The sequence below is a fragment of the Caldimonas caldifontis genome (genome assembly GCF_002930615.1).
Classification (GTDB): domain Bacteria; phylum Pseudomonadota; class Gammaproteobacteria; order Burkholderiales; family Burkholderiaceae_C; genus Caldimonas; species Caldimonas caldifontis.
The window spans coordinates 263,740-286,633 of sequence record NZ_PSNX01000004.1 but is presented as its reverse complement, the minus strand read 5'-3'; the positions used below and the strand labels follow the sequence as shown (position 1 = coordinate 286,633).

Here is a 22,894-nt window from a genome sequence, read left to right as displayed (position 1 = left end):
TCCACCAATACGTCACGGGTCGATCCATGCAGGTGCCGCTGTTGTTCCCCGCGCGACGGTCGCCGATCAGGCCGATGCCTGGACCCTGGCTGCTGGCAGCGCTCGCCACCGGCTGGGCGCCGTTGCAGGCCCAGGCCTGCTGGGAGCAGGCGGCGCAGCGCTTCGGGCTGTCGCCCCACCTGCTGGTCGCTGTGGCGCGTGTCGAGTCCAACCTCGACCCACGCGCCGTCAACCGATCGCATCTGCAGCGCACGGGCTCCTACGACATCGGGCTCATGCAGATCAACAGCTCCCACCTTCCCAAGCTGGCGCGGCATGGCATCAGCGAGGCACAGCTCTACGACCCTTGCACGAACATCCACGTCGGCGCGTGGCTACTGGCCGACGCGTTCGCTCGGCACGGTGCCTCCTGGAACGCCGTCGGCGCCTACAACGCCGCCTGCAGCCAGCTCAAGGGCGAGGCCTGCACGGCGGCGCGTTCCAGCTACGCCTGGAAGGTCTACCGCCGGCTGCCTTCCGCCAGCGGCGCGGCTGCACGTCCCGTTGCGGCGACTTCACAGCGGTCTGTGCAGGCGGCGCAACCGGCGCCCATCCTCCTGGCTGCGAGGGTGGCGCCATGACGCGACGTGCGCTTCGGCTCTTGGCCGCGCCTGTGCTCGCGGTGACGGCCATTGGCGCCGCGTCGTCGTGCAGCGCACCCCGAACTGGCGCCCTCCCTTCGCGGCCAGAGGCCGCTCAACCGCCCCCCACTTCGGCGCGCGCCGCAGCTGGGCTGTCGATCGCCCAGCTGGACCACGGCCGCCAGGCTCGGTTCGCCACGTGCGCACCGCCCGCCTGCCCCGCCGTCACGCCGAAGACGCTGGCCGTCGATCCAGCGCGCGCAGCAACGGCTGAAGCGCGAGCCGATCCCACCCCGCGCTCGGATGCAGTCATTGCACAGTCGCTGAGCCCCGGTGAGACCTTGGTGATCGCCGGACCCCAGGCAAAGCTGCCAACTGCGCACCGAACCGCGATCGGGCCCGAGGACGCGGGCGAACCGCTGGTGTCCGAGATCGCCGTGGGCTTTCCGTTCGGGAGCGCGGTGCTCACGGCCGCCGCCCGTGCCTTGATCGATGCCGCGGCCACGGGCGACGGCATCCGGCGCGTCGATATCCGGGGCCGCACCGACAACGTCGGACCTACGGCTGCGAACGACCTGTTGGCCCGCCGGCGCGCTGCTGCGGTCGCGCAGTACCTGCGGGCGCGCCACCCGCACCTGGCTGGCGCGGAGGTGAAGGTCGATGGGCGCGGCGTCTGCTGCTACGCCACGGAGAACGACACCCCAGAGGGCCGTGCGCGCAACCGGCGGGTCGAGATCGCTTTCGAACGTGTTCCCACCGATCTGTAGTGCGCCCTCAGTCGCTCGTCCCTCATCTGCACACCCGGCCCTGCCCGCACTTACCTGAACCCTCTCACCGACCCGCCGATCACCCGCACCCGACCCGACCGCCACCGCCATCCACCTTCGTCTCCCAGCACTGAACCCTCGGAGGACTCCCATGAACACCGCTCTCGCCTCTGTGCATCCCGCCCGTGCCACGGGCTCCCTGACAACCGACGGCGCCGACGACCCCGGTACGGCCCACTTCGCCGGCAACCGCCGCTCGAAGCGCCTGCTGTCGCCGGTCTCGCTCTTCGTGCTGATGGCGCTCGGCCTGTGCGTCGCCTTTCCCGGCTACGCCCTCGACCTGGTCGCCTTCACCGGCATCACCGGCCCGCTCACCTCGGCGCTGACGCAGATCGCGAGCCTGGGTCCCGGCATCAAGGCCCTGGTCGGCTTCGTCGGCTTCGTGGTCGCACTGATCTCGCTGGCCGCACTGCGCAACTTCGGCCCGGTGCTGTTCTATGTCGGGCTGGCCATCTTCGCCGCGGTCGGCCTCGTGATCGCGGGCGCGATCATGGGTGCGGTGATCTGACGCGCGCGCAGCCGACGAGCAGGAGGCCCGCATGCACGCCGACACCTACATCCCGCGCCGCCTGGACGACCAGTGGAAGATCGGCTTCTGGGACGTCGACGTCGCCGCGCCCCTGCTCTTCGGGCTGTTCATGGGCTACATGTCCGGCTCGAAGTTCTCCTTCGCGCTGTGCCTGGCCGCCGGCGCCCTCACCTCGCGCGCCATCGCCCGCATCAAGGCCGACAAGCACCCGGCCTTCGCGGTGCACTGGCTGTACTGGCACCTGCCCACCAGCCCGCTGACGGCGATGCGCGCCACGCCGCCGTCGCACATCCGGCGCATGGTCGGTTGACCCCAAGGCCAAGAGATGAAGCCCCAAGCTCACTTCGTTCGCAGCCCCCGAGGGGCTGCTCAGTCCCTTCGGACGGCCGGGCGGGACTGACATGGACTTCGAACGCCTGAACGGGGACATCAAGGAGATGCGCCGCCGCAACCGCGGCCTGGCGCTCACCGTGGGCCTGCTGGCCGCCGCCCATGTGCTGGCCTTGGTGGTGATCCTCAACCTGCTGGGCACGGTGCGCACCGTTGTCGTGCCGCCGTCCATCAACAAGTCCTTCTGGGTCTCGCGCGACAAGGCCAGCGGCGAGTACCTCGAGCAGATGGGCGCCTTCATCGCCTGGCTGGTGCTGGACGTGACGCCGGCCTCCATCGACTGGAAGAAGGACATCCTGCTCGGCTATGTCGAGCCCGACCAGCACGGCGAGCTCAAGACCCGCCAGGAGCTGGAGGCGGCGCGGCTGAAGCGCATCAACGCCAGCACCTTCTTCATGCCGCAGCAGCTGGTGCCCAGCGAGGACACACAGACCGTCGTCGTCCGCGGCCGGCTGCGCACGCTGGTCAACGGCCTGGAAACGGCCAACGACGCCAAGGCCTACGAGGTGGGCTTCGCGTACAGCGGCGGCCGGATGCACCTGAAGACCTTCAAGGAGGTGACCCATGCCGCGCCGTGACTCCCGGCCGCTGCGCCGTCGCCTCGCTGCACCGGCAGCGACGGTGACGATGGCGCCAGGTTCCCAGACACCCCGCTGGTTCCGCCCGGTCGCCGCATGGACGGCCGTGACATGCCTGCTCGCAGCCGCAGCGCCGGCAACCGCGCTGCAGGTGCTGGACGCCCGCGACGGCGTGGCCGTCGAGGCCGTGCTGTCGATCAAGGAGCCCACACGCATCCGCATCGACGGCGCCGCGATCACGGACGTGTTCGGCAACATCCATTCCAGCAATTGCGGTGGTGCTGCGCCGTCTTCCAGCGGCAGCAACGGCGCACCGCCCGCTGCCGCATTGCCGGCCGTGAACCCCGCGGGGGAGATCGTGCTGGAGTGCGACCGCGACAAGGGCGAGATCTACATCCGCCCGGTCGGCGACTCGCCCAAGCCGGTCAACCTGTTCATCTCGTCGGCGCACGCCACCTACACGCTGGTGCTGCGCAAGGCAGACACCCCGGCCGACACCATCGTCATCCGCGACCCCGGCCAACGGGCACTGCAGGCGATGCAGTCCCCGACCAGCGCCGCGGGCTCGCAGACACCGCTGGGCACCGCCCCCAACCACATCCGGGGGATGAAGACGCTGCTCCTGGCGATGGCGTCCGACCGCGTGCCGCCCGACATCCGTATGGACGAGCTCAACCAGCCCATCCAGCTCTGGGCGGAAGCCAGGTTCTCGCTGATGCGGCGCTACGAGGGCCGGGGTCTGGTGGGTGAGAAGTACCTGCTGCAGAACGTGAGCCAGGCCTTGATGGTGCTGGCGGAGCAGGAGTTCGACCGACCCGACAGCCCGTCGGGTGGGCAGGTGCTGGCTGTGGCTGTTGAGCACCACAACCTGCGTCCGGGCGAGACCACCAACGTCTTCGTCATCCGCCGCGGAGGCCAGTGATGGTGTCGCCCCTGCCCCCCTCCGCAGCCGCCCTTCGCCAGTCGGCCACCCGCCTCGGCGCGCAACTGGCCGAGCGGATGACGCCGCGCCAGCGCCAGTTCGCGCTGCTGGGTGTGATCGTGGCCGCCGGCGTGGGCCTGCTGTGGCTGATCTTCGCGTCCACGGACACCGGCTCGTCATCCGGTGCGCGCAAGCCCGCCGCCGGCGCGCCAGGGCCGGTCACCAACATCGGCGTCATGCCGCCGGGCCAGCAGGTCAACCCGGTGGACCAGTGGGTCGGCACCGCAGGCAGCAAGCTCGCCCAGTACGAGAGCGAGCGCGAGGAGCAGACCCGGCTCAACCGCGACCGCCAGGCCTTCGAGGCCCGCACGATGCAGCGATTCGCGGAACTGGAACAGCGCCTGACCTCGGCGACGCAGGCGGCCCAGGGCGCCGCTGCTCCGGCGCCTGCTGCAGCCCCGGTTCCGCCCGTGCCTGCACCACTCCCACCCGCCTTGCCGTCGGTCTCGGCCGGCACGACGCCGACCGGGCTGCCGCCGGCGGCCAGCCTGCCGCTCCCTTCGACCTACGGCCCGGGCATGGCCGGCCGACAGTTGCCAGCGGGCATGCCGGGGCTGCCGACGGCCGACCCAGCACCGGCGGCGCCAGCCATCAGCCGCGTCACGCTGGTCGATCGCAGCATGCAAGGCAACCCCGGCTCGAGCGGCAGCGCTTCGGAGCGTGCCGGCACACCGGCGGCCGAGCCTCGGACGGTGTCGACCTGGCTGCCGGTGAGCTTCACGCGCGGCACGCTGCTCGGCGGACTGGACGCACCCACCGGCGGACAGGCGCAGTCCAACCCACACCCTGTGCTGATCCGCCTGTCGGACAACGCGGTGCTACCCAACCGCTTCCGTGGCGAGTACCGCGAGTGCTTCGTCATCGCGGCTGGCTATGGCGACATCAGCTCCGAACGGGCCTACCTCCGCACCGAGAACCTCTCGTGTGTCCGCGCCGACGGCGCGACCCTGGAAGTGAAGATCCAGGGCAGCGTCTACGGCGAGGACGGCAAGGTCGGCATGCGCGGGCGGCTGGTCACCAAGCAGGGCCAGATGCTGGCCAACGCCCTGCTGGCCGGCGTGGTCAGCGGCATCGGCCAGGGCCTGGCCACCTCGTCCACCAACGTCAGCACCTCGCCGCTGGGAACGATCACCAGCGCCTCGGGCGCCGATGCCTACCGGGCCGGGCTCGGCACGGGTGTCGGCCGCGCCCTCGACCGGCTCGCCCAGTACTACATCAAGCTGGCCGAGAACACCTTCCCTGTGATCGAGGTCGACGCCGGCCGCGAGATCGATGTCGTCATCACCAAGGGCGTCCGCATCGACGTGCCGATGAGCGCCGCTGCCGCCGCGCCCCTTGCAGTCCGCCCGAGCAACCCGGAGGTCTCCGACGATGCCAACGACTGACAAGCCCTCACCAGGCTTCGCCTTTACCTCCCCCGCCCCGCATGTTCCCGGCCGGCACCGGTGGCAGGCGGCCTGGCTCGTGGCCGGTCTGACGGCCCTTTCCGCAGGCCACGCCGGCGCCACGGCCTCCGATGAGGCTCGGCTGCTGGCCGCGCTGCGCAAGGCGCACCCCGGCACCCAGTTCACGCAGGTGCAGCGCTCGCCCGTGGCCGGCCTCTACGAGGTCTGGATGAACAGCAACGTGGCCTACGTGTCGCCGCGGAATCCGCGCTACTTCATCTTCGGCCGGGTCTTCGACACCCAGACCATGCAGGACCTCACCGGCCCCAGACTGGCTCGCGCGGCCACCATCGCTGCGCAGGCCGGCCGGGCGCCCGGTGCGGGCGTTCCTTCGGCGCAGGCCGACAGGATGCCGGCTCCCGACTCCCTCATTGCCTTCGACCAGCTGCCGCTGGCGGACGCGATCAAGACCGTGCGAGGCAGCGGCGGCAACGAGCACCGTCGCATCGCCGTCTTCAGCGACCCGGGTTGCTCGTTCTGCCGCCGGCTCGAGCCCGAGCTGGCCGGCCTGGACGACGTGACGATCTACACCTTCCTGGTGCCCTTCCAGGGCCGCGCGCGCCCGGTCTCGATCTGGTGCGCGGCGGACCGCGAGAAGGCCTGGCACCAGTTCATGCTGCAGGGCGACACCTCGCTGCTCAGGCCGGCGGGCGACCCGCCAGCCCCGCGTGCCCCGGAGTGCGACAACCCGCTCGATCGCAACCTCGCGCTCGCGCAACGCCTCGCCGTCCAGGGCACGCCCACCCTGGTCTGGGCGGACGGAACCCGAACCGACGGCTACGTCGACCGGACCGTGCTGCTCGCTCGCCTCCAGCAGGTGTCGCAGGTGGCGGGGGGCAAGCCATGAAGCAGTCCGCCGTCGAGTTCCCCGCGGCTCCGACATCGCGTGCTGCCCCAGCCACCGGACTGGCCGCGGCGCCGGTGCTGCTGGCCTGGATGCTGAGCGGCTGCATGAGCATGAGCGGTCTCAGCGGCAGCTCCAGCTATGCCTGCAAGGCCCCGGACGGCGTCACCTGCGACTCCGTCTCCGGCACCTACGCCAATGCTGTGCAGAACAACCTGCCAAGTCAGCGGCGAACGGCCGGTGCCAACCCAGGCATGCCGCAAGCCCCGCGCGCGACGGAGGGCATCGCGGGCGCAGCCGCGGCGGGCGCTGCAGGCGCGTCGGCCTCCCGCATCGCCGTCTCGCCATCGACGCCGCCCTCGCCCACGGCCATGCCGCTCCGGTCGTCGGCCCGCATCCTGCGACTGTGGTTCAAGCCCTGGGAGGACGCCGATCGCGACCTCCACGACCAGGGCTATGTCTACGTCCGGGTCGACGACGGCCAGTGGCTCGTCGAGCACGCGCAGCGGCAGATCCGCGATGCCTACGCACCGTTGCGGCCTCCGCCGCCCGCAATCGCACGTTCTGCCGGCGGCGCCACCGAATCGCGCGACCCCAGGACATCGAACCAGTCCGGTCGGACAGATCAACCAAGTGGTTCGCTGTCCCTGCCCGGCCTGACGCCTCCGGCGGGCCGGCCGCAGATGCCTGTCGATCCGCGTGGCAACGAACCCAACGACTGACCTGGCTCCTCATCCGGTATTCCCTGCGAGGCACGCTCCATGCCAACTCCGTTCGCCCCGACCGCTTCGTCCCGATCCGCCGCCTCTCCTGGCGGCAGCCGCCCCGGCCAAGGCAGCCTGGGCTGGCTGGGCCTGGGCTCGCCTCCGGACACGCCCGCCGAGCAGTTCGCGTCCTGGCTGCCGTACTCGGCCTACCTCGCCGACGAGAAGCTCTTCGTCAACCGCGACAGCCTGGGCTTCATGCTCGAGCTGATGCCGCAGTCGGGTGCCGACGACCGCATGGCCGAGGTGCTGATCTCGCTGTACTCGACCTGCCCGCCAGCCACCGGGATCCAGTTCCACCTGTTTGCCTCGCCGCACGTCCGCGAGCAGCTGCGCCGCTATGCCAACCTGCGCGTCGAGGATGCCGACCAGGCCGACAAGGCCAAGCACTGGGGCCGCCCGGCGCGCAACGACAACCTGTTTCACCGCCTTGCTCGGCAGCGTGTGGGGCACCTGCTGCACGGTGCGCAGCAGTCGCTGACCACCGGCTTCCACTACACGATCCGCGACTTCCGGCTGATGATGAGCGTGTCGGTGCCCGGCGGCGTGGAACAGGCCGGCGACCTGACCCGGCGCGACGAGCTGGTCGCGCTGCGCGAATCCATGGCGTCCACGCTGCGCTCGGCGTCGCTGCCCAGCCGTGTCTGCGACGCCGCGGACCTGATCAACTGGTGTGCGCTCTTCACCAACCCGGACCGGGTTTCCCAGACCGACGCCCCCAACCTCCACTACGACGACGGCCGCGAGATCCGCGACCAGATCGTCGACTTCGACACCATCCAGGACCCGCACCCGGCCGGCCTGACCCTCTGGAAGGAAGGTCACCAGGGATCGCTGGAAGCACGCTTCTACTCGATCAAGTCCTTCCCCGAGCGGTTCGCGCTGTGGCAGATGGGCTCGCTGATCGGCGACCTGATGCAGCCGGCGCTGCAGTACAGCGCCCCGTTCCTGCTGACCATGGGCGTGCACGTGCTCGACCCCAACGTCATGAAGTCCGTGGTCACCGCCAATCACGTGCGCGCGACCCAGAACGCCCGCAGCAAGATGGCCGAGGTGATGCCTGACGTGGGCAAGAAGCTGCAGGACTGGACCGCAGCGGCCAACGCCATCGACGTGGGCAGCAGCCTGGTGAGCCTGTACCACCAGCTGGCGATCTTCTCGCCGCCCGAGAAGGCCGTGTCCGCCCAGGAGACCGCCAACGCGATCTGGCGCGGCCGGGGCTTCCAGCTCAACGCCGATGTCTACATGCACCGGCAGGCGCTGCTGGCCAGCCTGCCGATGACGCTTTCGGAGGCCTTCCACAAGGACCTGGCCAAGATGCGCCGCGTCTCGCGCAAGACGATGGCCAATGCCATCCACCTGGCGCCGCTGATCGCCGAGTGGCGCGGCACGCGCACGCCGGCCCTGGTCTTCGGTGGCCGGCGCGGCCAGCTGATGACGCTGGACATCTTCGACAACGACCTGGGCAACTACAACTTCGCGATCATCGGCGCGCCCGGGTCCGGCAAGTCGGTGCTGATGAACGAGATGGCCTGGTCCTACCGGGCCATTGACGCCAAGGTCTGGATGCTCGACCTCGGCCGGTCGTTCGAGAAGCTGTGCCGCAAGGCCAAGGGCACGTACATCGAATTCCGGCCCGACGTCGACATCTGCCTCAACCCCTTCACGCACATCGTCGACATCAACGAGGACATCGACATGCTGGTGCCCGCCATCTCCAAGATGGCCTCGATGTCCCGGCCGCTGGACGAGGTCCAGTACAAGGCCATCTCGGCGATGGTCATCAAGCTGTTCCGCGAGCACGGCAACGCGCTCACGGTGACCGCGCTGCGCGACGCCTTCAAGGCCGGCACCATCGAGGAGCTGGGCGTGCGCGAGGACCCGCGCATCCGCGACCTGGCCGTGATGCTGAACCCCTACGCCCGCGGCGGCCAGTACGAGCGCTTCTTCGAGGGGCGCAACAACATCGACTTCGGCAACGACTTCGTCGTCATCGAGAACGAGGAGCTGAAGCGCCGGCCCGACCTGCATGCCGTCGTCAACATCCTGCTGCTGCACCAGATCACCGGCGAGATGTACCTCACGCGCAACCGGCGCAAGGTGCTCTTCATCGACGAGCTCAAGCAGCAGTTGGGCGACATCGGCGCCGACGACCCCGTGAAGGCGGCCGTGGTCGAGGAAGCCGCGCGTCGCGCCCGCAAGTACGGCGGATCGCTCGGCACGGCCACTCAGAGTGCCGACGACTACTACGGATCGGCCCAGATGGAGGCGGCCTTCAACTGCTCGGACTGGGTATTCCTGCTGCGGCAGAAGCCCGAGTCGATCGAGATGCTCGACCGCAAGGGGCGGCTGTCGATGGACGAGCCCAAGAAGCGGCTGCTCAACTCGCTGCGCACGGAGCCCGGCGTGTTCTCGGAGGTCTACATCTCCTCGCCGGTGGGCGAAGGCGTGGCGCGCAACATCCTCGACCCGGCGACCCACCTGCTGTTCTCCAACAAGCTGGAGGACAACGCCCCGATCGACGAGCTGCGGGCGCAGGGCCTGAGCATCGACGACGCGATCACCGAGTTGCTGCGGCGGCGCGGGCACGCGGTGTGACTTTCGCAGGGCTCCCATGGACGTCGACGCCAGCGCCAGCCCTCGCCAACCCGTTTCCGGGCCTGTGGGCATGGTGCCCATCCTCCTGCATGCGGCGTTCGCGCTGCTGATCGTGCTGGGCACGTTGGCCGCCTACGACCGCGTGGTGGTGCGCCCGGCCCAGCGCGTCGGCGTGGTCGATGTCGGCGAGGTGTACCGGCAGAAGGAGGCCGAGTTCACCCAGCTCCTGACCCGTGCCACCACCGATGCCGACCGCGAGAAGGCGTTCGCGCTGGCCCGGAGCTTCTCGCAGCGGCTGCCGGCGGCGCTGGAGGAACTGCCCCGCGACTGTGCCTGTCTGGTGGTGCTGAAGAGCGCCGTGGCCGGCCCGACACCGCGGACCGTCGATCTGACGGCACTGCTGCAGCAGAAGCTGGGCCATCCCCAGACCCCCCACAGGAACGACCCCGAGGAGGCCCGATGAAGCGCAGCCTTCGCACCCAGGCCATCGACTTTGCGACGCACATGCGGCGACGCTGGTACCTCTACCTGCCCGTCTTCGCGATCTGGGCCTTCGCCTACACGCGGCTCTTCATCGACCCGACGCCGCGCGTGCCGGTCCTCTTCAACTGGACGGGCAGCCTGCCGTACCGGGTGGCCTGGCTGCAACACGGAGAGCATCCGCTGCAGCGCGGCGAGTTCGTCATCTTCTCGTTTGCGGGCGAGGCGCGAACCGCGTACCCCGGACTGGATGGACAGCCGTTCTTCAAGGTCGTGCGCGGCCTGCCGGGCGACGTGGTGACGGTGTCCGACCGCACGGTGTCGGTCAACGGTATCGTCGTCGGCACGGCCAAGGCCCAGGCCTTCGACCGGCGGCCGCTGGAGCCGATCGCGCCGACGGTGATCCCGCCGGGCCACTACTACGTGCAGGGCACCGGCCCGGACTCGTTCGACTCGCGCTACCGCAGCAGCGGGCTCGTGCGGGCCGAGCAGGTGCTGGGCACCGTGGTGCCGCTGTTCTGAGGGGCTGCCATGGATTCCGACCTGACGCTGCCTTGGCCGGTGCGCCTTCACCCGGTCCAGCTGACCTCCCTGGCCTCGCTGGCTTCCCGTGTCGCCCTGACCGCGTTTGCTGTGGCCTTGCCGGCGCTGGCGCAGACATCGTCCGAGCCGGCTGTCACGGGCGACGTGCCGATGGCCGACTACCTTGCGCTGCTCCAGCAGATCTCCCCGGCGGCGCACCAAGGGGCGCAGGCCTATCTCCAGGCCCACGACCGCCGGTGCCGCCGGAGTCTTTCGAGCCGCGAGTTGCGACAGGCGATGGCGGAAGGGGACGGCGATCCGCTGCTGATGGCGATGATCCGGGCCAGCCACCTCCAGGACGGGCCAGGGCTGACACGGCTGGCCGAGCAGGTCGCATGCACCCGGAAGGCGGCCAGGTGAAGTTCGAGATGCCACTGCCTCAGGCTGGCTGCGCGCGCGCGCCGGCGCGCGTCATTCGGTCGCTGCTGGTGGTCGTCGCCATGATCCTGAGCACGGCCACCCATGCCGTGGACCTGGGGACGATCGGCCCGACCTACGGCATTGCCGAGCCCCACCTGCTGGAGTTCATCCAGCAGCGCCTGCGCGACAAGGAACGCACGGGTGAGCTGCAGCGGCTGATTGACGAGGCCCGCAACCGCGGTGTGGCAGCCGTGCGCCAGCCCGCCCCGGTCGAGGGCGTACGAGGCACCGAGACTGCACGGTCCTGGACCATCGATCCCACCTTTACGCTCGACCGCAACATCGTCGATGCGCAGGGCCGGCTGCTGTTCCCGGCCGGGACGCGCAAGAACCCGCTGGAGGTGGTGTCGCTGTCCAAGCGGCTGCTGTTTTTCGATGCCCGTGACGCGCGACAGGTGGCTCGGGCGCGCGAGCTGATCTCGCGCTACGACGGCAAGGTCAAGCCCATCCTGACCGGTGGCTCGTACCTGGACCTGATGAAGGCCTGGCGCGTGCCGGTGTACTACGACCAGCAGGGGACGCTGACCCGCCGCTTCGGCATCAGGCAGGTGCCCGCCCTGGTCTCGCAGGAAGGCCTGCGCCTGCGCGTCGACGAGGTGCTCGTGCAATGACCACCCTGCCCTCCCTGATCCGCTGGCTTGCCGCACCGAGGATGCCCGCGCTTCGCCGATGGGCCAGCCAGGTGCTTGCCCGCGCGTTGCTGGCTGTCGCCCTGCCCTGGGTGGCGCCCGCGCAGGCCGCCGACGGCCTGACCTGCACCGGCCGCTTCCCCAACCCGATCACCGAGATCTGCTGGAGCTGCATCCTGCCGATCAGCATCGGCAGCGCCACCATCGCCAACTTCGATGGGCAGGAGGACATCCCCAACCCGTCCAACCCGGTCTGCAGTTGCGGCGTGAACCCCACCATCGGTCTGTCGATCGGGTTCTGGGAGCCGGCGCGGCACGTGGAGGCCGTGCGCAAGCCGTTCTGCCTGGCGTCGCTGGGTGGCATCGACCTCGACCCCGGCATCCCGGCGCCGGCGGCGGCACGGTTCACGCGCCCCGAAGGCGATGGCGACGGCGGTAGCTTCTACCAGGCGCACTTCTACGTGAACCCGGTGCTGTACTGGCTGGAGGTCGTGACCGACTTCCCGTGCCTGGAGCGGGGCTCGTTCGACCTGGCCTACCTGACCGAGGTGGACCCGCTGTGGAACGACGACGAGCTGACCCTCATCCTCAACCCCGAGGCCGTGCTGTTCGCCAACCCGGTGGCGGTGGCGGCCTGCGCGGCCGATTGCGTGGCCGCGACCGCAGGTTTCGGCATCGCCGAGATGTTCTGGTGCGCGGGCTGCCAGGGCGGCATCTACCCCCTCGATGGCCACGTGCCGTACCACATGGGCGGGGTGCGAACGGCGGCCCTCATCGCGCAGCGGCTGACCGCCAAGATGCACCGCGAGCTGCTGGCCTGGGGCTGGCATGGCCGGCCGGGCCTGTGCGGGCCCTACTTTCTGCCGGCGATGGACAAGACCGCCTACAAGACCCAGCTGACCTACCCGGTGGCCAACACCGCCAAGGACGGCGGGCGCTGCTGCCAGCCCTTCGGCCGCAGCACCATCGTCTGGGGCGCCGGCAAGGAGTACCCGGTGCGCGGCGAGGACTTCGCGTTCATGCTGTTCAGGAAGAGGAACTGCTGTGTGGGCTACTGACGGGGCATCGCCCATCGGACGGACGCTCGGCGCGGGAGTCGCCGTTCTCCTTCTTGCCCGCAGCGTGCTGGGTGCCCCTGCGACGCCACCCGCGGTGACCGACGCCGACATCGAGCGCGCGCGCCAGCAGCATCGGATGCCGACAGAGTCTGAGCTCGCACGGGTGCCGATTCCTGGCGCAGCTCGCATCGAGAACCTGCCGCAGCCGGTGACCCGCATGCCCATCGACCTCGAGGCCATATCCAAGGGCTTCGACGTGCAGAACGGAGCTCAGGCAGCGGCGATGGCTCCGGGCAAGGCAGGGCCGAAGGTGCTGATCTTCGTGAGCTTCGCGATGCCGGAGCCAACGCTCCAGCGCTTGGTCGACCAGGCAGCGCGGGCGGGCGCGACGCTCGTGCTGCGGGGGTTGGCAAACGGATCGATCCGTGACACGGTGACACAGATGCAGGCGCTGATCGGCAGTCGCCGCGTTGCCGTTCAGATCGATCCGGAAGCGTTCGATCGGTATGGGATCACGAGGACGCCAACGTTCGTCCTGGTCAAGGAAGACGCCGGCAACGTGGCCTGTGCTTTCCGTGCTTGCGGCCCATCGCAGTCGTTCGCGAAGGTGGCTGGCGACGTGACCCTGGAGTATGCGATGCAGTACATGGGCCGACGATCGCCAGGAACCTCAACGCCGCACCGATAGGCATTCGCCATGCTCTGCCGCCTGCGAAGCAGATCAGTCGACCAAGCCAGCGGCTGGCAGGCACGGCCAGTCGAACGCCTACGTGACAGCCTTCTTGGCCGACGAGTCGAACACCTCATCATTGATCGGCGACCGCAACCGATCGTTGTTCAGCAGCTTGAGGAGCAACTCGATGGTGTCCTCTTCAACAATGATCTTCCCACCCTCGATCTTGAGGTCCCACTTCTCCGCCTTGACTACCTTTACTAGCTTGGCCATGTAGTCCGGCTTGCTGTAGTAGCCGGCATTCTTGATGGCAGCAAGTTTGCGAAGGTGATGCAGGTTTTCCCCGACATACTTGCGGATCGGCTCCACATCACTCAGGAGGTCCAACTCCTTGAAAGCGTCCAGGAGTTCCGCACCCTTCTGTTTCATCCCTTCGCGGAAGTTCATCGAGGTCTCGAAGGCCGACTTGCGGCCAATGAAGACGGTGCCTTCAAACGCAATGAAGTCGAAGCGAGGATCGATGACGAAGACCTTCTGATCCTCCGCATCGACAAGCTTGTGGCCGATGAAGTAAAGAGTCTTTCGTGACTTGGCGGCAGCCGGGGTGTTCAGATTGCTGATCTTGCGCCATGCAAATGCACGTTTGCCGTCGATCTCGAACAGCACGACATAGGCCCACGAGCCGAGCAGTTGCGCGTAGTCCTTGACGACGCCATTGTCGAACCCCGCATCAATTGCTGCTTGGACTTTCTCAAAGTCTGTTCCGTCAGAGTCCAGCGTCAGCAATTTCTCGTCTGGGTCGGCCGTATTGAAGTCGTAGGGTTCCAGCGGGAGGTCGCGGTCCTGGAACTGCGCCTTCATGTATCCCTTCAGGCGCTTGGAAAGTTTGGCATCGATGTCTACTCGTAGGACGGAGTAGCTGTAGGGCGGCTGCGCCGGCTTGCGCTTGACCACCCAGAAACTGGAACTCGCCTTGGACAGGTCCAGGGCTTTCAGCTTCTTGAGCCTGGTTGCTTCCTTCGTGCTCATTGGTTATCCCTGCGATCTTCTTGCAACTCGGCGGCTGCGTAAAGGTAATGCGAGAGCCGCTCGATCGTGTACGAAGCGCCGATTTTGAGAGGAACCCGCGTGATGATCATGGCTTGCGTCTCTGTACCTGCGCGTTTGAACGTGCAGTCGATGAGCATGTAGCCCGCTACCGCCAGAATGGGATTGACGAAAACTGTCTGTGTTCGATACGCGACTGCGAACATCATCCCAAGAAATATCGCCAGACTGACAAGCGTCTGCCATTCGCCCAGGTCGATTCGTACGAAGGACAACACATACGGAATGGTGTAGCCGAACATCTCACCCGACTTGTTGGCTGCTTTCGTCACCTCGACGGAAAGCCCGCTCCTGATGCTCCTTATGGCGCCCAACACCATCAAGCTGCTCAGGGCTGCCACTGCGATCAGGACAGCGAACATCCAGGGATGCTGCGGCGTGGGGATGCGATTGACAATCTGCAGGTCCTTGACGGCAAGAATGACGAGCAGAGGCGCATACCCGCTGACGAAGATCAGGAGCGATGCCCAGAAGCGCAACCGCAGAGACGTATCAGAGGATCCCATGTCAAGCGGCAACCGTGATGTCGCAACTATGGCTCAGCGACACTCCGCCACAGGGTGCCTGCCCGATGTCGATGAAGTCACTCTTCGAGTGAATCGCGCGGCTCCTCGCAATCGGTTCACGTCGACCCAGGCCTCGCGAAGGCGCGATGTCCCGCTGCAGGCGACGCCCAGCGAGCGTATCGGCAAACCCACCCTGGCCGCTGCATTCCACGCCTTTCACCGCACAGCTCGAGCAGTTTGAATCACGGGTGCCACCTGTTGCCTCGCTGCACGGTACCTGATCGCGGCACGGCCCGGACCGATCCGGACAACGAACCCTTCGAACTGGTATTTTATACAGCCCATCGCGCCGCTGAGTCGCCTTCTCGGGCCTGACCTCCCTCACCCCACAGGGCGCTCGGTGCGAGTCTGCAGTGCGTTCAGAACATGGCGTACAGGCCTCACCAGACTGCCCAGCAAAGGGCGCTGCTCGCTGGCAATTCGTGGAGGGCTTCGCCCAGCGGCGAAACCCCACTCTCTCACCCACCGTTTCCCCGAGACACCAGCCGTACTGCCCTCGACGATGGGGCGTGCCTCACACCACGCCGCCAGGCCCCTACAGCCACCGCCCTGCCCCGCCGCCGTTGACGGCGAGCCGCGCCTCGCCGTGGCGCCGCCTCGTCGCCTTCATCACCGCCGTCTGCTTCCTGACAACGCAGACCGCCGCCGTGGCCGGCCCGCACGAGGAAGGGGTCGCTGCCGGCCAGGCCGCAAACCCGGTGGCCCGCGGCAACGTCACCACCCCGGGCGCCACCGCCGTGGTGCCGGGCTACACGACCACGCCACCGGAGCGCAGCTACTACCGCCAGCCCAACCTGTCGTCGCAGGGCAGCGCGAGGCTGTCTGCCTGTGCACTGACCCCCACCGACCCTCTCTGCCAGGCGCAGCGTGGCGCCCTCTCCTCGGCAAACACGCCGCGCCCGACGATCGGCGCCGATGACCCTGCCGTGGCTGCCGCGCGTGCAATCGGCCGGACGCCGTCGGCCGAGCTGGGCAGCCTGGCCGCCTACTACAGCGGTTGCACCACCACGATCACCCCGGTGCCCGCCGGCATGCAGCCACGCAGCTGCCTGCGCTACGTCGGCGTCGGCAACTACAGCTGCAGCCGAAGCCTGACCGTCAGCACGACGCGGACCACCAGCTGCAACCCGGGCGACTGGTTCGCCCACGCCGCCTCCGGCCGCACGGGTCTGGACGTGCAGTGCCTGCCTGACCGCGCCGTTACCGCGCAGCACTTCCGCGTCACCCAGGACGGCAATCCGCTCAGCTTCTTCGACGTGGACATGACGACGCCGGTCGTCTTCCCGCAGATCGTGTCGGTTCTCGACACCACCTACTCGATGATCGACGGCCAGCCCATCCGCACGGCCGTCTGGGTGGCCGACAAGAGCTGCAGCGGATCGACCTGCAGCCTGACTGCGATGGTGGCCCCGGAGCGCGCCGAGGTCTGTACCGGTGGCGGCGACTCCGGCTACAGCTGCACCAGCGTCGAGCCCTTCCTCAAGGTCTACGCCGCCTGCCGTGCCGGCACGCAGAGCGGCGACAACATCCAGGACACCGTCTGCCAGGGCGACAGCGGCTGCACCACCACCGCCCTGGACGGCACCAAGTGCTACGCGCCCGCTCCCGGCTGGACGCCTTACGCCGGCATCGACATCACGGGCACCGTGGCCGGCACCTACTGGAACATCGACGCCGACCGGGCCGTGATCGGCTGGGCGCCCAACCCCGCCTTCGGCCCGATTCCGACGATGCGCCTGTCCTACACGCGGCCAGCCACCACCGTCACCGAGACCGACCGCTGGGACGACCAGTGCCCGACCCTGGACGTCGGTGGTCGCTGCACCACGACCTCGCCCGCCGTCTGCACCGATGGCCCGGCGACCAAGGTCGTCGACGGCGTGGCCGTCACCCGCGACTGCTGGGAGTACCGGAGCACCATGTCGTGCAGCGGCGGCGCGTCGGCCGACCAGTGCGCACCGCTGGTGGCAGCAGGCTGCACGCCGCAGTCGTCGACTTGCCGGCAGACCAATGCCGTCACCGGCCTGTGCGAGGTGTTCGAGGACGGCTACAGCTGCCCCGTGCCCGCCGAGACCGTCACCACCGCCAGCAACTGCCCGACCAACGTCTTCTGCCTGAGCGGCAACTGCTTCGACATCGGCGCGCCGAACGACCCCGACTTTGCGCGCAGCATGTCGATGCTCGAGGCCGGGCGCGAGGCAGGCATCTACCTGGACGCCGACCGCATGCAGGTCTTCAAGGGCGAGGAGAACCGCTGCCGCGACCGCCTGCTGAAGAACTGCTGCTACGCCGACGGCGCCGGCGCCGGCATGACGAACCAGAGCATCTTCGGCGGCGGCTCGCGTCTGGTCTTCGACGTGCTGATGAACTCGCAGAACCAGCAGTTCATCTACCAGGGCATCTCGGCGCTGCTGATGGGCGGCGGCTTCAGCGGCACGTTCACGACCTATGGCGTGACGGTGGCGGTCAATGGCGCCGCCCTGCCCGCTGGATCGGTGGCCGTGTATGCCGGCGACAGTCTGGTCGTGGCCTTCGACCCGTGGACGCTGGCCATCGCGGTGATCATCTACATCGTCCTCTCGATGATGTCCTGCAACGAGGACGAGGGGAAGCTGGCGATGAAGGAAGGCGCCAAGCTGTGCCACACGATCGGCACCTGGTGCTCATCCTGCTTCCGGGTCCTGGGCGTGTGCGTGTCCTGCGTCGAGCACACCACCTCGAAGTGCTGCTTCAACTCGATGCTGGCGCGCATCGTCAATGAACAGGGCCGCGCGCAGATCGGCAAGGGCTGGGGCGGTGCGCAGAACGCCGACTGCTCCGGCTTCACCGTCGCGCAATTGCAGGCGCTCAACTTCGCTGCGATGGACCTGTCGGAGTTCTACGCGTCGCTGGTGCCGACCCTGCCGAACGTCAACGCGCTGCAGGCCGGCAGCGCCAGCCGCGTGCCCACCTGCTACTACGGCCAGGGGAAGTGCCAATGAGGGCCATCACCGTTCTGGTCGGCGCCGCATGCGCCTTGTTTGTCAGCACTGCCATGGCTCAGGAACGACTGCAGGTCCGCGATGCCAGGCAGCTGATGCTGTCGGCCCTGGACGCACCCGACGGCAAGGCCCACGGGGTCCTGGTCGGCGAGGTCGCCGACGCGATCTCGAAGCGCTTCAGCGCCACGACGCCGATCTACATCGACGTGAGCACCGAGAAGCGCTACGCCCAGCCCGGCTGCAGTCGCCTGAACGTGCGCTTCTGGCAAGACGGCGTGCAGTTGCCGAACTACGGCGCTGGCGGCGTGCAGGCACCGCGGCGGCAGACCATCGACTTCGGCATCAACTACTGCCGTGACGGCCAGCCGCCGCGGTCGCCCGTCTTGATGGACATGAGGCGGCGCCCATGACGCTGCGCCGCCCTGCCTCGCGCCAAGTTCGGCTCGCACTCTGCCTCGTTGTCACGCTCGGCAGCGGGACGATCGTCCTTGCGCAGCCGCAGGACTCCGGACGGCCGTACTGGTCCGACAACTGGCGCGGATGGCACTTCTACGAGGAGCCGGAGGTCCCGCCGCCCGAACCACCGGCTTCCGCACCGCGGCAGGCCGCAACGCCATCGAGTGCCGCCACTGCACCGCGGCGGTCGCCCGCGAAGCTCCCGGAGGTCGTCGAGTTCGAGCGCCTGCAGAAGGCCCTCGAGGAGCGCCGGCACATCGCCATCATGCGGCCGACCGAAGCCAACGTACGCCGCTACATGGAGCTGGAGGCCCAGGTGGTGTCGCGCGCATCCACCTTCGCCGACGTGGCGCAGCGCATCGCTTGGGCCAGCCCCGAGCTCGACCCCACGCTCCAGGGGCGCCCGGTGAACGCGAAGGCCCTGGAGGTGTTCGACCAGCTTCAGACGGCCCAGCGCAGCCAGTCCATCAGCGCCCTCGGCCGCGACCATGTCCTGTTCTTCTTCTTCCGCAGCGACTGCCCCTACTGCCATGCCTTCGCGCCGACGCTCGAGGCCTTCCAGGCCCGGCACGGCATCAAGGTGGTCGCGATCAGCGTCGACGGAGGCCCGATCCCCGGCTTCGCGGACGCCCGACGGGACAACGGGATCGCCACCACGCTGCGGGTGAGCCAGGTTCCCGCCGTCTACCTCGCCCAGCCCTTCACCGGAAAGATCACCCCGATCGGTTTCGGCGTGCTGTCCGAGGCGCAGCTGGTGGAGCGCATCTCGATGGTCGCGGCTTCACCCGACAGCGCCGCCACACCGTTCCTGGGCGCGACTGGCGGCCTGCAGGCCCAGGCCCGCTTGACCCATCAGCGCTGAGGCGGTGAGCCCGCACCGGCGCAGACCGAAATCCAAAGGAGCCCCCGATGAAGCGTACCGACGGCGACCAGTCCCTGCACCGCGCTGTGGTGGTCGCCCTGTGCTGCGCCGCGCTCGCCGTGGGCCCCGCGCCACTGCGGGCCGGTGACCTGAACGCCGAGGTGAACAACATGTTCAACAGCTTGGGCGCCATCGGCAACTACACCGCACCGGGAGCGTTCCGGGGGCAGACCTTCAACACCTACACCGGGGGCAGCCTGTTCATGCGTGCGCCGAACAAGGTCTACCAGCTTGCCGCGATCCAGTTTCCGAGCGCCCGCGCCGGCTGCGGCGGCATCGACGTCTTCGGCGGCTCCTTCTCGCACATCTCGGCGGCCGAGTTCAAGAACATGCTGCGCAACATCACGGCCGCGCTGCCGGGCATCGCCTTCCAGCTGGCGCTGGAGTCGGTCTCGCCGCTGCTGGGCGGGCTGACCAAGTGGGCCAAGGGCCTGGAGACCTGGATCAACAACGCGCGCATCAACTCCTGCGAGACCGCAAAGGCCATCGTCAGCACCGCCGCCGAGGCGGCGGGCTTCAGCTCGCAGGAGGCCTGCTCCGACCTGGCCATCGAAATGGGCCTGGAGACCGATCGAGATGCCGCGCGCCGCCGCTGCGCGACCGACCGCCCCAGCATCCTGGCCTCGGCCCGCTCCTCGGGCGACGCCAACATCCGCAACAAGGCGCCCTTCGTCGGCAACCTGACGTGGAAGGCGCTGCAGCGCACCGGCACTTACCTAGACGACCAGGAGCGCGAGCTCATCATGAGCATCGTCGGCACGGTGATCTTCTACGCCGAGGATGCCGCGCGCGATCCCGAACCCGTGGCGCCGACGATCACCTCGATCAGCCAGTTGCTGTACGGCCAGGCGGCGGGCACCGGCACCAACGTGACGCAGCACCTGCTCCGGTGCAACAACTACACGGACTGCGACGTGGTGACGCTGAACACCAGCTACACCCACACGCCCTTCACCGCCCGTGTCGAGACCATGATGCGCTCGATCGCCGACAAGATTGCCACGCGCACGGCGATCCCGAACAACTCGGCCGAGGTCGGCTTCGTCAACCAGACCACCGAGCCGGTCTACAAGATGCTCTCGATCGGCGCGACGATCCCCGGCTCGGGGCTGTCCGACAGCCTGATCGCGCAGTACCGCGACGTGATCGCGGCCGACTACGCCTACGTATTCCTGGAGCGGAACCTGCGCGTGGGCATGGCGGCGCTGGACAAGGACTACACCTTGCAGCAGACCCAGCGGGATCGCGCCAACCTGGTGAGGCAGCGGGCCCAGGCCATGCTGCTGCAGCTGTCGCAGGAGAAGAACCTGCTGTACCAGAAGGTCGGCTCGTTCCGGGCGGTGTCCAGCCACCTGGAGCAGCTCGAGCGGCAGCTGCGGTCGAGCATGCCCCAGCACGTGATGGACATGCTGGGGCAGCAGGCGGCCTTCCAGGCCCGCTGACACATCGGTCGGCAGGACCGACTCCGCGGGCACCACGCCAGCAACCCGGAGGCGGGCCAATCCCCAGGAGCGACGCATGTGGGAGATCTACGCCTACCAGAACGCCGACAGCCTGTTCGGCATCTTCAACGCTGCGGCAGCCATCCACGGCTCCGGCGACTACATGGCGGCCGTCGCCGCCGTGGCCTTCTGCGGGTTCATCGCGGCCCTGGTGGCCTACGCCTTCGCGCCCGAGAAGCTGCAGGGCTGGAAGTGGCTGGCCACGGTGCTGCTGGTGTTCTCCGTCCTCATCGTTGGTGGTGGCCAACGTCCCCTTCGGCGTGGCCTTCCTCGGCAGCGTCACCAGCACGGTCGGGCACACGCTCACGGGCCTGTTCGAGAGCTATCGAGCTGGCCAAGCGCTTTGAGGGATTCGAGCGTAAGGTGAAACGCGGAATCGAGATCACTGCCGTCCCCTACATCTGCCCGGCAGGGTTCTGGACGATTGGGTACGGCCATCTCTGCGACCCCAAGCATCCGCCGATCACGGAGGCAGAAGCCGAGGTCTATCTGGCGCGCGATCTGCAGACGGCACTGACGGCGACGCTGCGCTACTGCCCGGTACTGGCCACTGAGCCGGAGGCGCGGCTCGCGGCCATCGTTGACTTCACGTTCAACCTTGGCGCGGGGCGGTTGCAGACGTCGACGCTGCGACGGCGCATTAACCAGCGGGACTGGTCTTCTGCTGGGCAGGAACTGCGGCGATGGGTCTATAGCGGTGGAAAAGTACTGCCGGGACTGGTCACACGGCGTGAGGCTGAAGCCGCTTGGCTGCTCAACGCCGCATGAACCAGAGATTCAACTGAATCAAATCCCGGGCTGCAACTCCACCTGCACCTCTCGCGATTTGCCGGCCCGCTCCACGGACAAGACTACGACATCGCCGACCTTCCTGTCGTCGAGCCGGGCGAGCAGCTTGGCCACATCGTCGATCGCCGTGCCGTCGATGCGAACGATGCGGTCGCCGGGCACGATGCCTTGTGGGGTAATCTCGACCCCAGCGAGCCCGGCTTTGTGCGCTGCCGAGCCGGGGGTGACACGCAGCACGAACACGCCCTTGCTTCCCGTCAGCGCAAGCAGGCGCTGATTGAGCTGTTCGTCCACCTCGATGCCAAGCGCCGGGCGGATGTATTTGCCGGTCTTGATGAGTTGCGGCACTACCCGCATGACGGTGTCCACCGGCACGGCAAAACCGATCCCGGCCGAGGCGCCGGAGGGGCTGTAGATCGCCGTGTTGATGCCGATAAGCCGACCGGCCGAATCGAGCAGGGGGCCGCCCGAGTTGCCGGGGTTAATGGCGGCGTCGGTCTGAACCAGGTGATCAATGGCCGGGCCGCCCGCTTCTCCCGGTAACGAGCGGTCGAGCGCGGAGACGATGCCGGTGGTGAGCGTCCAGTCCAGGCCAAAGGGGTTGCCGATAGCAAACACCTTCTGTCCCACCTTGAGGTCGGCGCTGGTGCCGACCGGCACGGCAGGCGGGCGTTTGAAGCCGACGCCGATCTTGAGTACGGCGATGTCGTGTGCTGGGCTGGCCCCCACCAGCGCGGCCTGGTAGTCGCGGCCATCGGCGAGTTTGACGGTGGCTTCGGACGCGCCCTGGATGACGTGGAAGTTGGTGACGACGTGGCCGGCGTCGTCCCAGATGAAGCCCGAGCCAGTGCCGCGCGGCACGGAGAAGACGTTGCGCGTCCAGACATCGCGTACCAATTGTGCGGTAGTGATGTAGACCACCGAGGCGCGCGATTTCTCGAACAGTTCGATGGTGGCTTTCTCGTCCGCCGCCAGATCGCCACGCGCCGTCACAGTGCGTTCTGCCGCCTCGCGCGGACTGAACCAGGCCTCGATGGCGGGCAGGAACTGCCACAGCAGCATGAGCGCGGCAATACAGGCGGTGATGAAGAGCCAGCGCCGGACGAAGTGGTCCGGCGCGGGACGTTGGTACGGGTCGGGGTAGGCCATGAG

The 22,894-nt window shown here is 68.2% G+C and carries 25 protein-coding genes; 22 read left to right on the top strand and 3 right to left on the bottom strand.

The features are described from left to right. The first annotated feature begins 74 nt into the window (after window positions 1-74). From C1704_RS06610 to trbC, 16 genes are all read left to right on the top strand, one after another. Complete coding sequence (locus C1704_RS06610) at window positions 75-620, top strand: lytic transglycosylase domain-containing protein (protein ID WP_054022759.1); 546 nt, start codon at window positions 75-77, stop codon at window positions 618-620. Continuing rightward, window positions 617-1,387 carry an OmpA family protein gene (locus tag C1704_RS06605; RefSeq protein ID WP_082368717.1) on the top strand — a complete coding sequence of 257 codons (771 nt, stop codon included), beginning with the start codon at window positions 617-619 and terminating at the stop codon, window positions 1,385-1,387. Before C1704_RS06610 ends, C1704_RS06605 begins: the two co-directional genes overlap by 4 nt. Before the next feature lie 151 nt (window positions 1,388-1,538). Continuing rightward, the gene (locus C1704_RS17730; RefSeq protein ID WP_245876402.1) at window positions 1,539-1,955 is read left to right on the top strand and encodes a hypothetical protein; all 417 of its coding nucleotides are present in this window, start codon (window positions 1,539-1,541) and stop codon (window positions 1,953-1,955) included. Between the two features lie 31 nt (window positions 1,956-1,986). Beyond that, window positions 1,987-2,286 carry a type IV conjugative transfer system protein TraL gene (traL, locus tag C1704_RS06595; protein WP_054022761.1) on the top strand — a complete coding sequence of 100 codons (300 nt, stop codon included), beginning with the start codon at window positions 1,987-1,989 and terminating at the stop codon, window positions 2,284-2,286. A gap of 91 nt (window positions 2,287-2,377) precedes the next feature. After that, complete coding sequence (gene traE, locus C1704_RS06590; protein ID WP_054022762.1) at window positions 2,378-2,944, top strand: type IV conjugative transfer system protein TraE; 567 nt, start codon at window positions 2,378-2,380, stop codon at window positions 2,942-2,944. Beyond that, window positions 2,931-3,866 (top strand): type-F conjugative transfer system secretin TraK, encoded by a 936-nt coding sequence (locus C1704_RS06585; protein ID WP_104301930.1) that lies wholly within the window; start codon window positions 2,931-2,933, stop codon window positions 3,864-3,866. Before traE ends, C1704_RS06585 begins: the two co-directional genes overlap by 14 nt. Further along, the gene (locus C1704_RS06580) at window positions 3,866-5,311 is read left to right on the top strand and encodes a TraB/TrbI/VirB10 family type IV secretion system protein (RefSeq protein ID WP_104301929.1); all 1,446 of its coding nucleotides are present in this window, start codon (window positions 3,866-3,868) and stop codon (window positions 5,309-5,311) included. The genes C1704_RS06585 and C1704_RS06580 overlap by 1 nt, the downstream gene beginning before the upstream one ends. Then, window positions 5,298-6,218, top strand: a complete 921-nt coding sequence (locus C1704_RS06575; protein WP_104301928.1) for a DsbC family protein — start codon at window positions 5,298-5,300, stop codon at window positions 6,216-6,218. Before C1704_RS06580 ends, C1704_RS06575 begins: the two co-directional genes overlap by 14 nt. Beyond that, window positions 6,215-6,937, top strand: a complete 723-nt coding sequence (gene traV, locus C1704_RS06570) for a type IV conjugative transfer system lipoprotein TraV (protein WP_170064640.1) — start codon at window positions 6,215-6,217, stop codon at window positions 6,935-6,937. Before C1704_RS06575 ends, traV begins: the two co-directional genes overlap by 4 nt. 39 nt (window positions 6,938-6,976) lie before the next feature. Then, entirely contained in the window at window positions 6,977-9,577 is a 2,601-nt protein-coding gene (traC, locus tag C1704_RS06565) for a type IV secretion system protein TraC (protein ID WP_104301927.1), read from the top strand. A 16-nt stretch (window positions 9,578-9,593) separates the two neighbouring features. Next, a complete protein-coding gene (locus C1704_RS06560; RefSeq protein WP_245876401.1) occupies window positions 9,594-10,040 on the top strand; it encodes a hypothetical protein in 447 nt (148 codons plus the stop codon). After that, entirely contained in the window at window positions 10,037-10,579 is a 543-nt protein-coding gene (gene traF / locus C1704_RS06555; RefSeq protein WP_104301926.1) for a conjugative transfer signal peptidase TraF, read from the top strand. The genes C1704_RS06560 and traF (C1704_RS06555) overlap by 4 nt, the downstream gene beginning before the upstream one ends. Window positions 10,580-10,588: 9 nt before the next feature. Continuing rightward, the gene (locus C1704_RS06550) at window positions 10,589-10,999 is read left to right on the top strand and encodes a hypothetical protein (protein ID WP_211286871.1); all 411 of its coding nucleotides are present in this window, start codon (window positions 10,589-10,591) and stop codon (window positions 10,997-10,999) included. Then, complete coding sequence (gene traW / locus C1704_RS06545; RefSeq protein WP_245876400.1) at window positions 10,975-11,670, top strand: type-F conjugative transfer system protein TraW; 696 nt, start codon at window positions 10,975-10,977, stop codon at window positions 11,668-11,670. Before C1704_RS06550 ends, traW begins: the two co-directional genes overlap by 25 nt. A gap of 41 nt (window positions 11,671-11,711) precedes the next feature. Continuing rightward, window positions 11,712-12,746 carry a TraU family protein gene (locus C1704_RS06540; RefSeq protein ID WP_104302008.1) on the top strand — a complete coding sequence of 345 codons (1,035 nt, stop codon included), beginning with the start codon at window positions 11,712-11,714 and terminating at the stop codon, window positions 12,744-12,746. Between the two features lie 94 nt (window positions 12,747-12,840). Further along, window positions 12,841-13,434, top strand: a complete 594-nt coding sequence (trbC, locus tag C1704_RS06535) for a type-F conjugative transfer system pilin assembly protein TrbC (protein WP_146076040.1) — start codon at window positions 12,841-12,843, stop codon at window positions 13,432-13,434. 78 nt (window positions 13,435-13,512) lie between these two features. Here the strand turns inward: trbC and C1704_RS06530 are convergent, their stop codons facing one another. Next, window positions 13,513-14,448, bottom strand: a complete 936-nt coding sequence (locus C1704_RS06530) for a DUF4868 domain-containing protein (protein WP_104301924.1) — start codon at window positions 14,446-14,448, stop codon at window positions 13,513-13,515. After that, on the bottom strand, window positions 14,445-15,032 hold the full coding sequence (locus C1704_RS17645) for a hypothetical protein (RefSeq protein WP_211286869.1): 588 nt from the start codon (window positions 15,030-15,032) through the stop codon (window positions 14,445-14,447). Before C1704_RS17645 ends, C1704_RS06530 begins: the two co-directional genes overlap by 4 nt. A gap of 569 nt (window positions 15,033-15,601) precedes the next feature. On the opposite strand from C1704_RS17645, the gene traN reads away from it, so the two are divergent. From traN to C1704_RS06495, 6 genes are all read left to right on the top strand, one after another. Then, the gene (gene traN, locus C1704_RS06520) at window positions 15,602-18,073 is read left to right on the top strand and encodes a type-F conjugative transfer system mating-pair stabilization protein TraN (protein ID WP_245876399.1); all 2,472 of its coding nucleotides are present in this window, start codon (window positions 15,602-15,604) and stop codon (window positions 18,071-18,073) included. Beyond that, window positions 18,070-18,483, top strand: a complete 414-nt coding sequence (locus tag C1704_RS06515) for a hypothetical protein (RefSeq protein WP_170064639.1) — start codon at window positions 18,070-18,072, stop codon at window positions 18,481-18,483. The genes traN and C1704_RS06515 overlap by 4 nt, the downstream gene beginning before the upstream one ends. Continuing rightward, window positions 18,480-19,391 carry a conjugal transfer protein TraF gene (traF, locus tag C1704_RS06510; RefSeq protein ID WP_104301922.1) on the top strand — a complete coding sequence of 304 codons (912 nt, stop codon included), beginning with the start codon at window positions 18,480-18,482 and terminating at the stop codon, window positions 19,389-19,391. Before C1704_RS06515 ends, traF (C1704_RS06510) begins: the two co-directional genes overlap by 4 nt. Window positions 19,392-19,438: 47 nt before the next feature. Beyond that, window positions 19,439-20,893 (top strand): conjugal transfer protein TraH, encoded by a 1,455-nt coding sequence (locus tag C1704_RS06505; RefSeq protein ID WP_104301921.1) that lies wholly within the window; start codon window positions 19,439-19,441, stop codon window positions 20,891-20,893. Between the two features lie 76 nt (window positions 20,894-20,969). Beyond that, window positions 20,970-21,320 carry a conjugal transfer protein TraG N-terminal domain-containing protein gene (locus tag C1704_RS06500; protein ID WP_245876398.1) on the top strand — a complete coding sequence of 117 codons (351 nt, stop codon included), beginning with the start codon at window positions 20,970-20,972 and terminating at the stop codon, window positions 21,318-21,320. Continuing rightward, entirely contained in the window at window positions 21,317-21,721 is a 405-nt protein-coding gene (locus C1704_RS06495; RefSeq protein WP_240189582.1) for a lysozyme, read from the top strand. Before C1704_RS06500 ends, C1704_RS06495 begins: the two co-directional genes overlap by 4 nt. Window positions 21,722-21,739: 18 nt before the next feature. Here the strand turns inward: C1704_RS06495 and C1704_RS06490 are convergent, their stop codons facing one another. Then, the gene (locus C1704_RS06490; protein WP_104301920.1) at window positions 21,740-22,891 is read right to left on the bottom strand and encodes a S1C family serine protease; all 1,152 of its coding nucleotides are present in this window, start codon (window positions 22,889-22,891) and stop codon (window positions 21,740-21,742) included. Between the last annotated feature and the right edge of the window lie 3 nt (window positions 22,892-22,894).

Coding starts and splice junctions, on each gene's coding strand:
- C1704_RS06610 (WP_054022759.1), top strand. CDS start 75: ATGCCTGGACCCTGGCTGCTGGCAGCGCTCGCCACCGGCTGGGCGCCG.
- C1704_RS06605 (WP_082368717.1), top strand. CDS start 617: ATGACGCGACGTGCGCTTCGGCTCTTGGCCGCGCCTGTGCTCGCGGTG.
- C1704_RS17730 (WP_245876402.1), top strand. CDS start 1,539: ATGAACACCGCTCTCGCCTCTGTGCATCCCGCCCGTGCCACGGGCTCC.
- traL (WP_054022761.1), top strand. CDS start 1,987: ATGCACGCCGACACCTACATCCCGCGCCGCCTGGACGACCAGTGGAAG.
- traE (WP_054022762.1), top strand. CDS start 2,378: ATGGACTTCGAACGCCTGAACGGGGACATCAAGGAGATGCGCCGCCGC.
- C1704_RS06585 (WP_104301930.1), top strand. CDS start 2,931: ATGCCGCGCCGTGACTCCCGGCCGCTGCGCCGTCGCCTCGCTGCACCG.
- C1704_RS06580 (WP_104301929.1), top strand. CDS start 3,866: ATGGTGTCGCCCCTGCCCCCCTCCGCAGCCGCCCTTCGCCAGTCGGCC.
- C1704_RS06575 (WP_104301928.1), top strand. CDS start 5,298: ATGCCAACGACTGACAAGCCCTCACCAGGCTTCGCCTTTACCTCCCCC.
- traV (WP_170064640.1), top strand. CDS start 6,215: ATGAAGCAGTCCGCCGTCGAGTTCCCCGCGGCTCCGACATCGCGTGCT.
- traC (WP_104301927.1), top strand. CDS start 6,977: ATGCCAACTCCGTTCGCCCCGACCGCTTCGTCCCGATCCGCCGCCTCT.
- C1704_RS06560 (WP_245876401.1), top strand. CDS start 9,594: ATGGACGTCGACGCCAGCGCCAGCCCTCGCCAACCCGTTTCCGGGCCT.
- traF (WP_104301926.1), top strand. CDS start 10,037: ATGAAGCGCAGCCTTCGCACCCAGGCCATCGACTTTGCGACGCACATG.
- C1704_RS06550 (WP_211286871.1), top strand. CDS start 10,589: ATGGATTCCGACCTGACGCTGCCTTGGCCGGTGCGCCTTCACCCGGTC.
- traW (WP_245876400.1), top strand. CDS start 10,975: ATGCACCCGGAAGGCGGCCAGGTGAAGTTCGAGATGCCACTGCCTCAG.
- C1704_RS06540 (WP_104302008.1), top strand. CDS start 11,712: ATGCCCGCGCTTCGCCGATGGGCCAGCCAGGTGCTTGCCCGCGCGTTG.
- C1704_RS06530 (WP_104301924.1), bottom strand. CDS start 14,448: ATGAGCACGAAGGAAGCAACCAGGCTCAAGAAGCTGAAAGCCCTGGAC.
- C1704_RS17645 (WP_211286869.1), bottom strand. CDS start 15,032: ATGGGATCCTCTGATACGTCTCTGCGGTTGCGCTTCTGGGCATCGCTC.
- C1704_RS06515 (WP_170064639.1), top strand. CDS start 18,070: ATGAGGGCCATCACCGTTCTGGTCGGCGCCGCATGCGCCTTGTTTGTC.
- traF (WP_104301922.1), top strand. CDS start 18,480: ATGACGCTGCGCCGCCCTGCCTCGCGCCAAGTTCGGCTCGCACTCTGC.
- C1704_RS06505 (WP_104301921.1), top strand. CDS start 19,439: ATGAAGCGTACCGACGGCGACCAGTCCCTGCACCGCGCTGTGGTGGTC.
- C1704_RS06500 (WP_245876398.1), top strand. CDS start 20,970: ATGTGGGAGATCTACGCCTACCAGAACGCCGACAGCCTGTTCGGCATC.
- C1704_RS06490 (WP_104301920.1), bottom strand. CDS start 22,891: ATGGCCTACCCCGACCCGTACCAACGTCCCGCGCCGGACCACTTCGTC.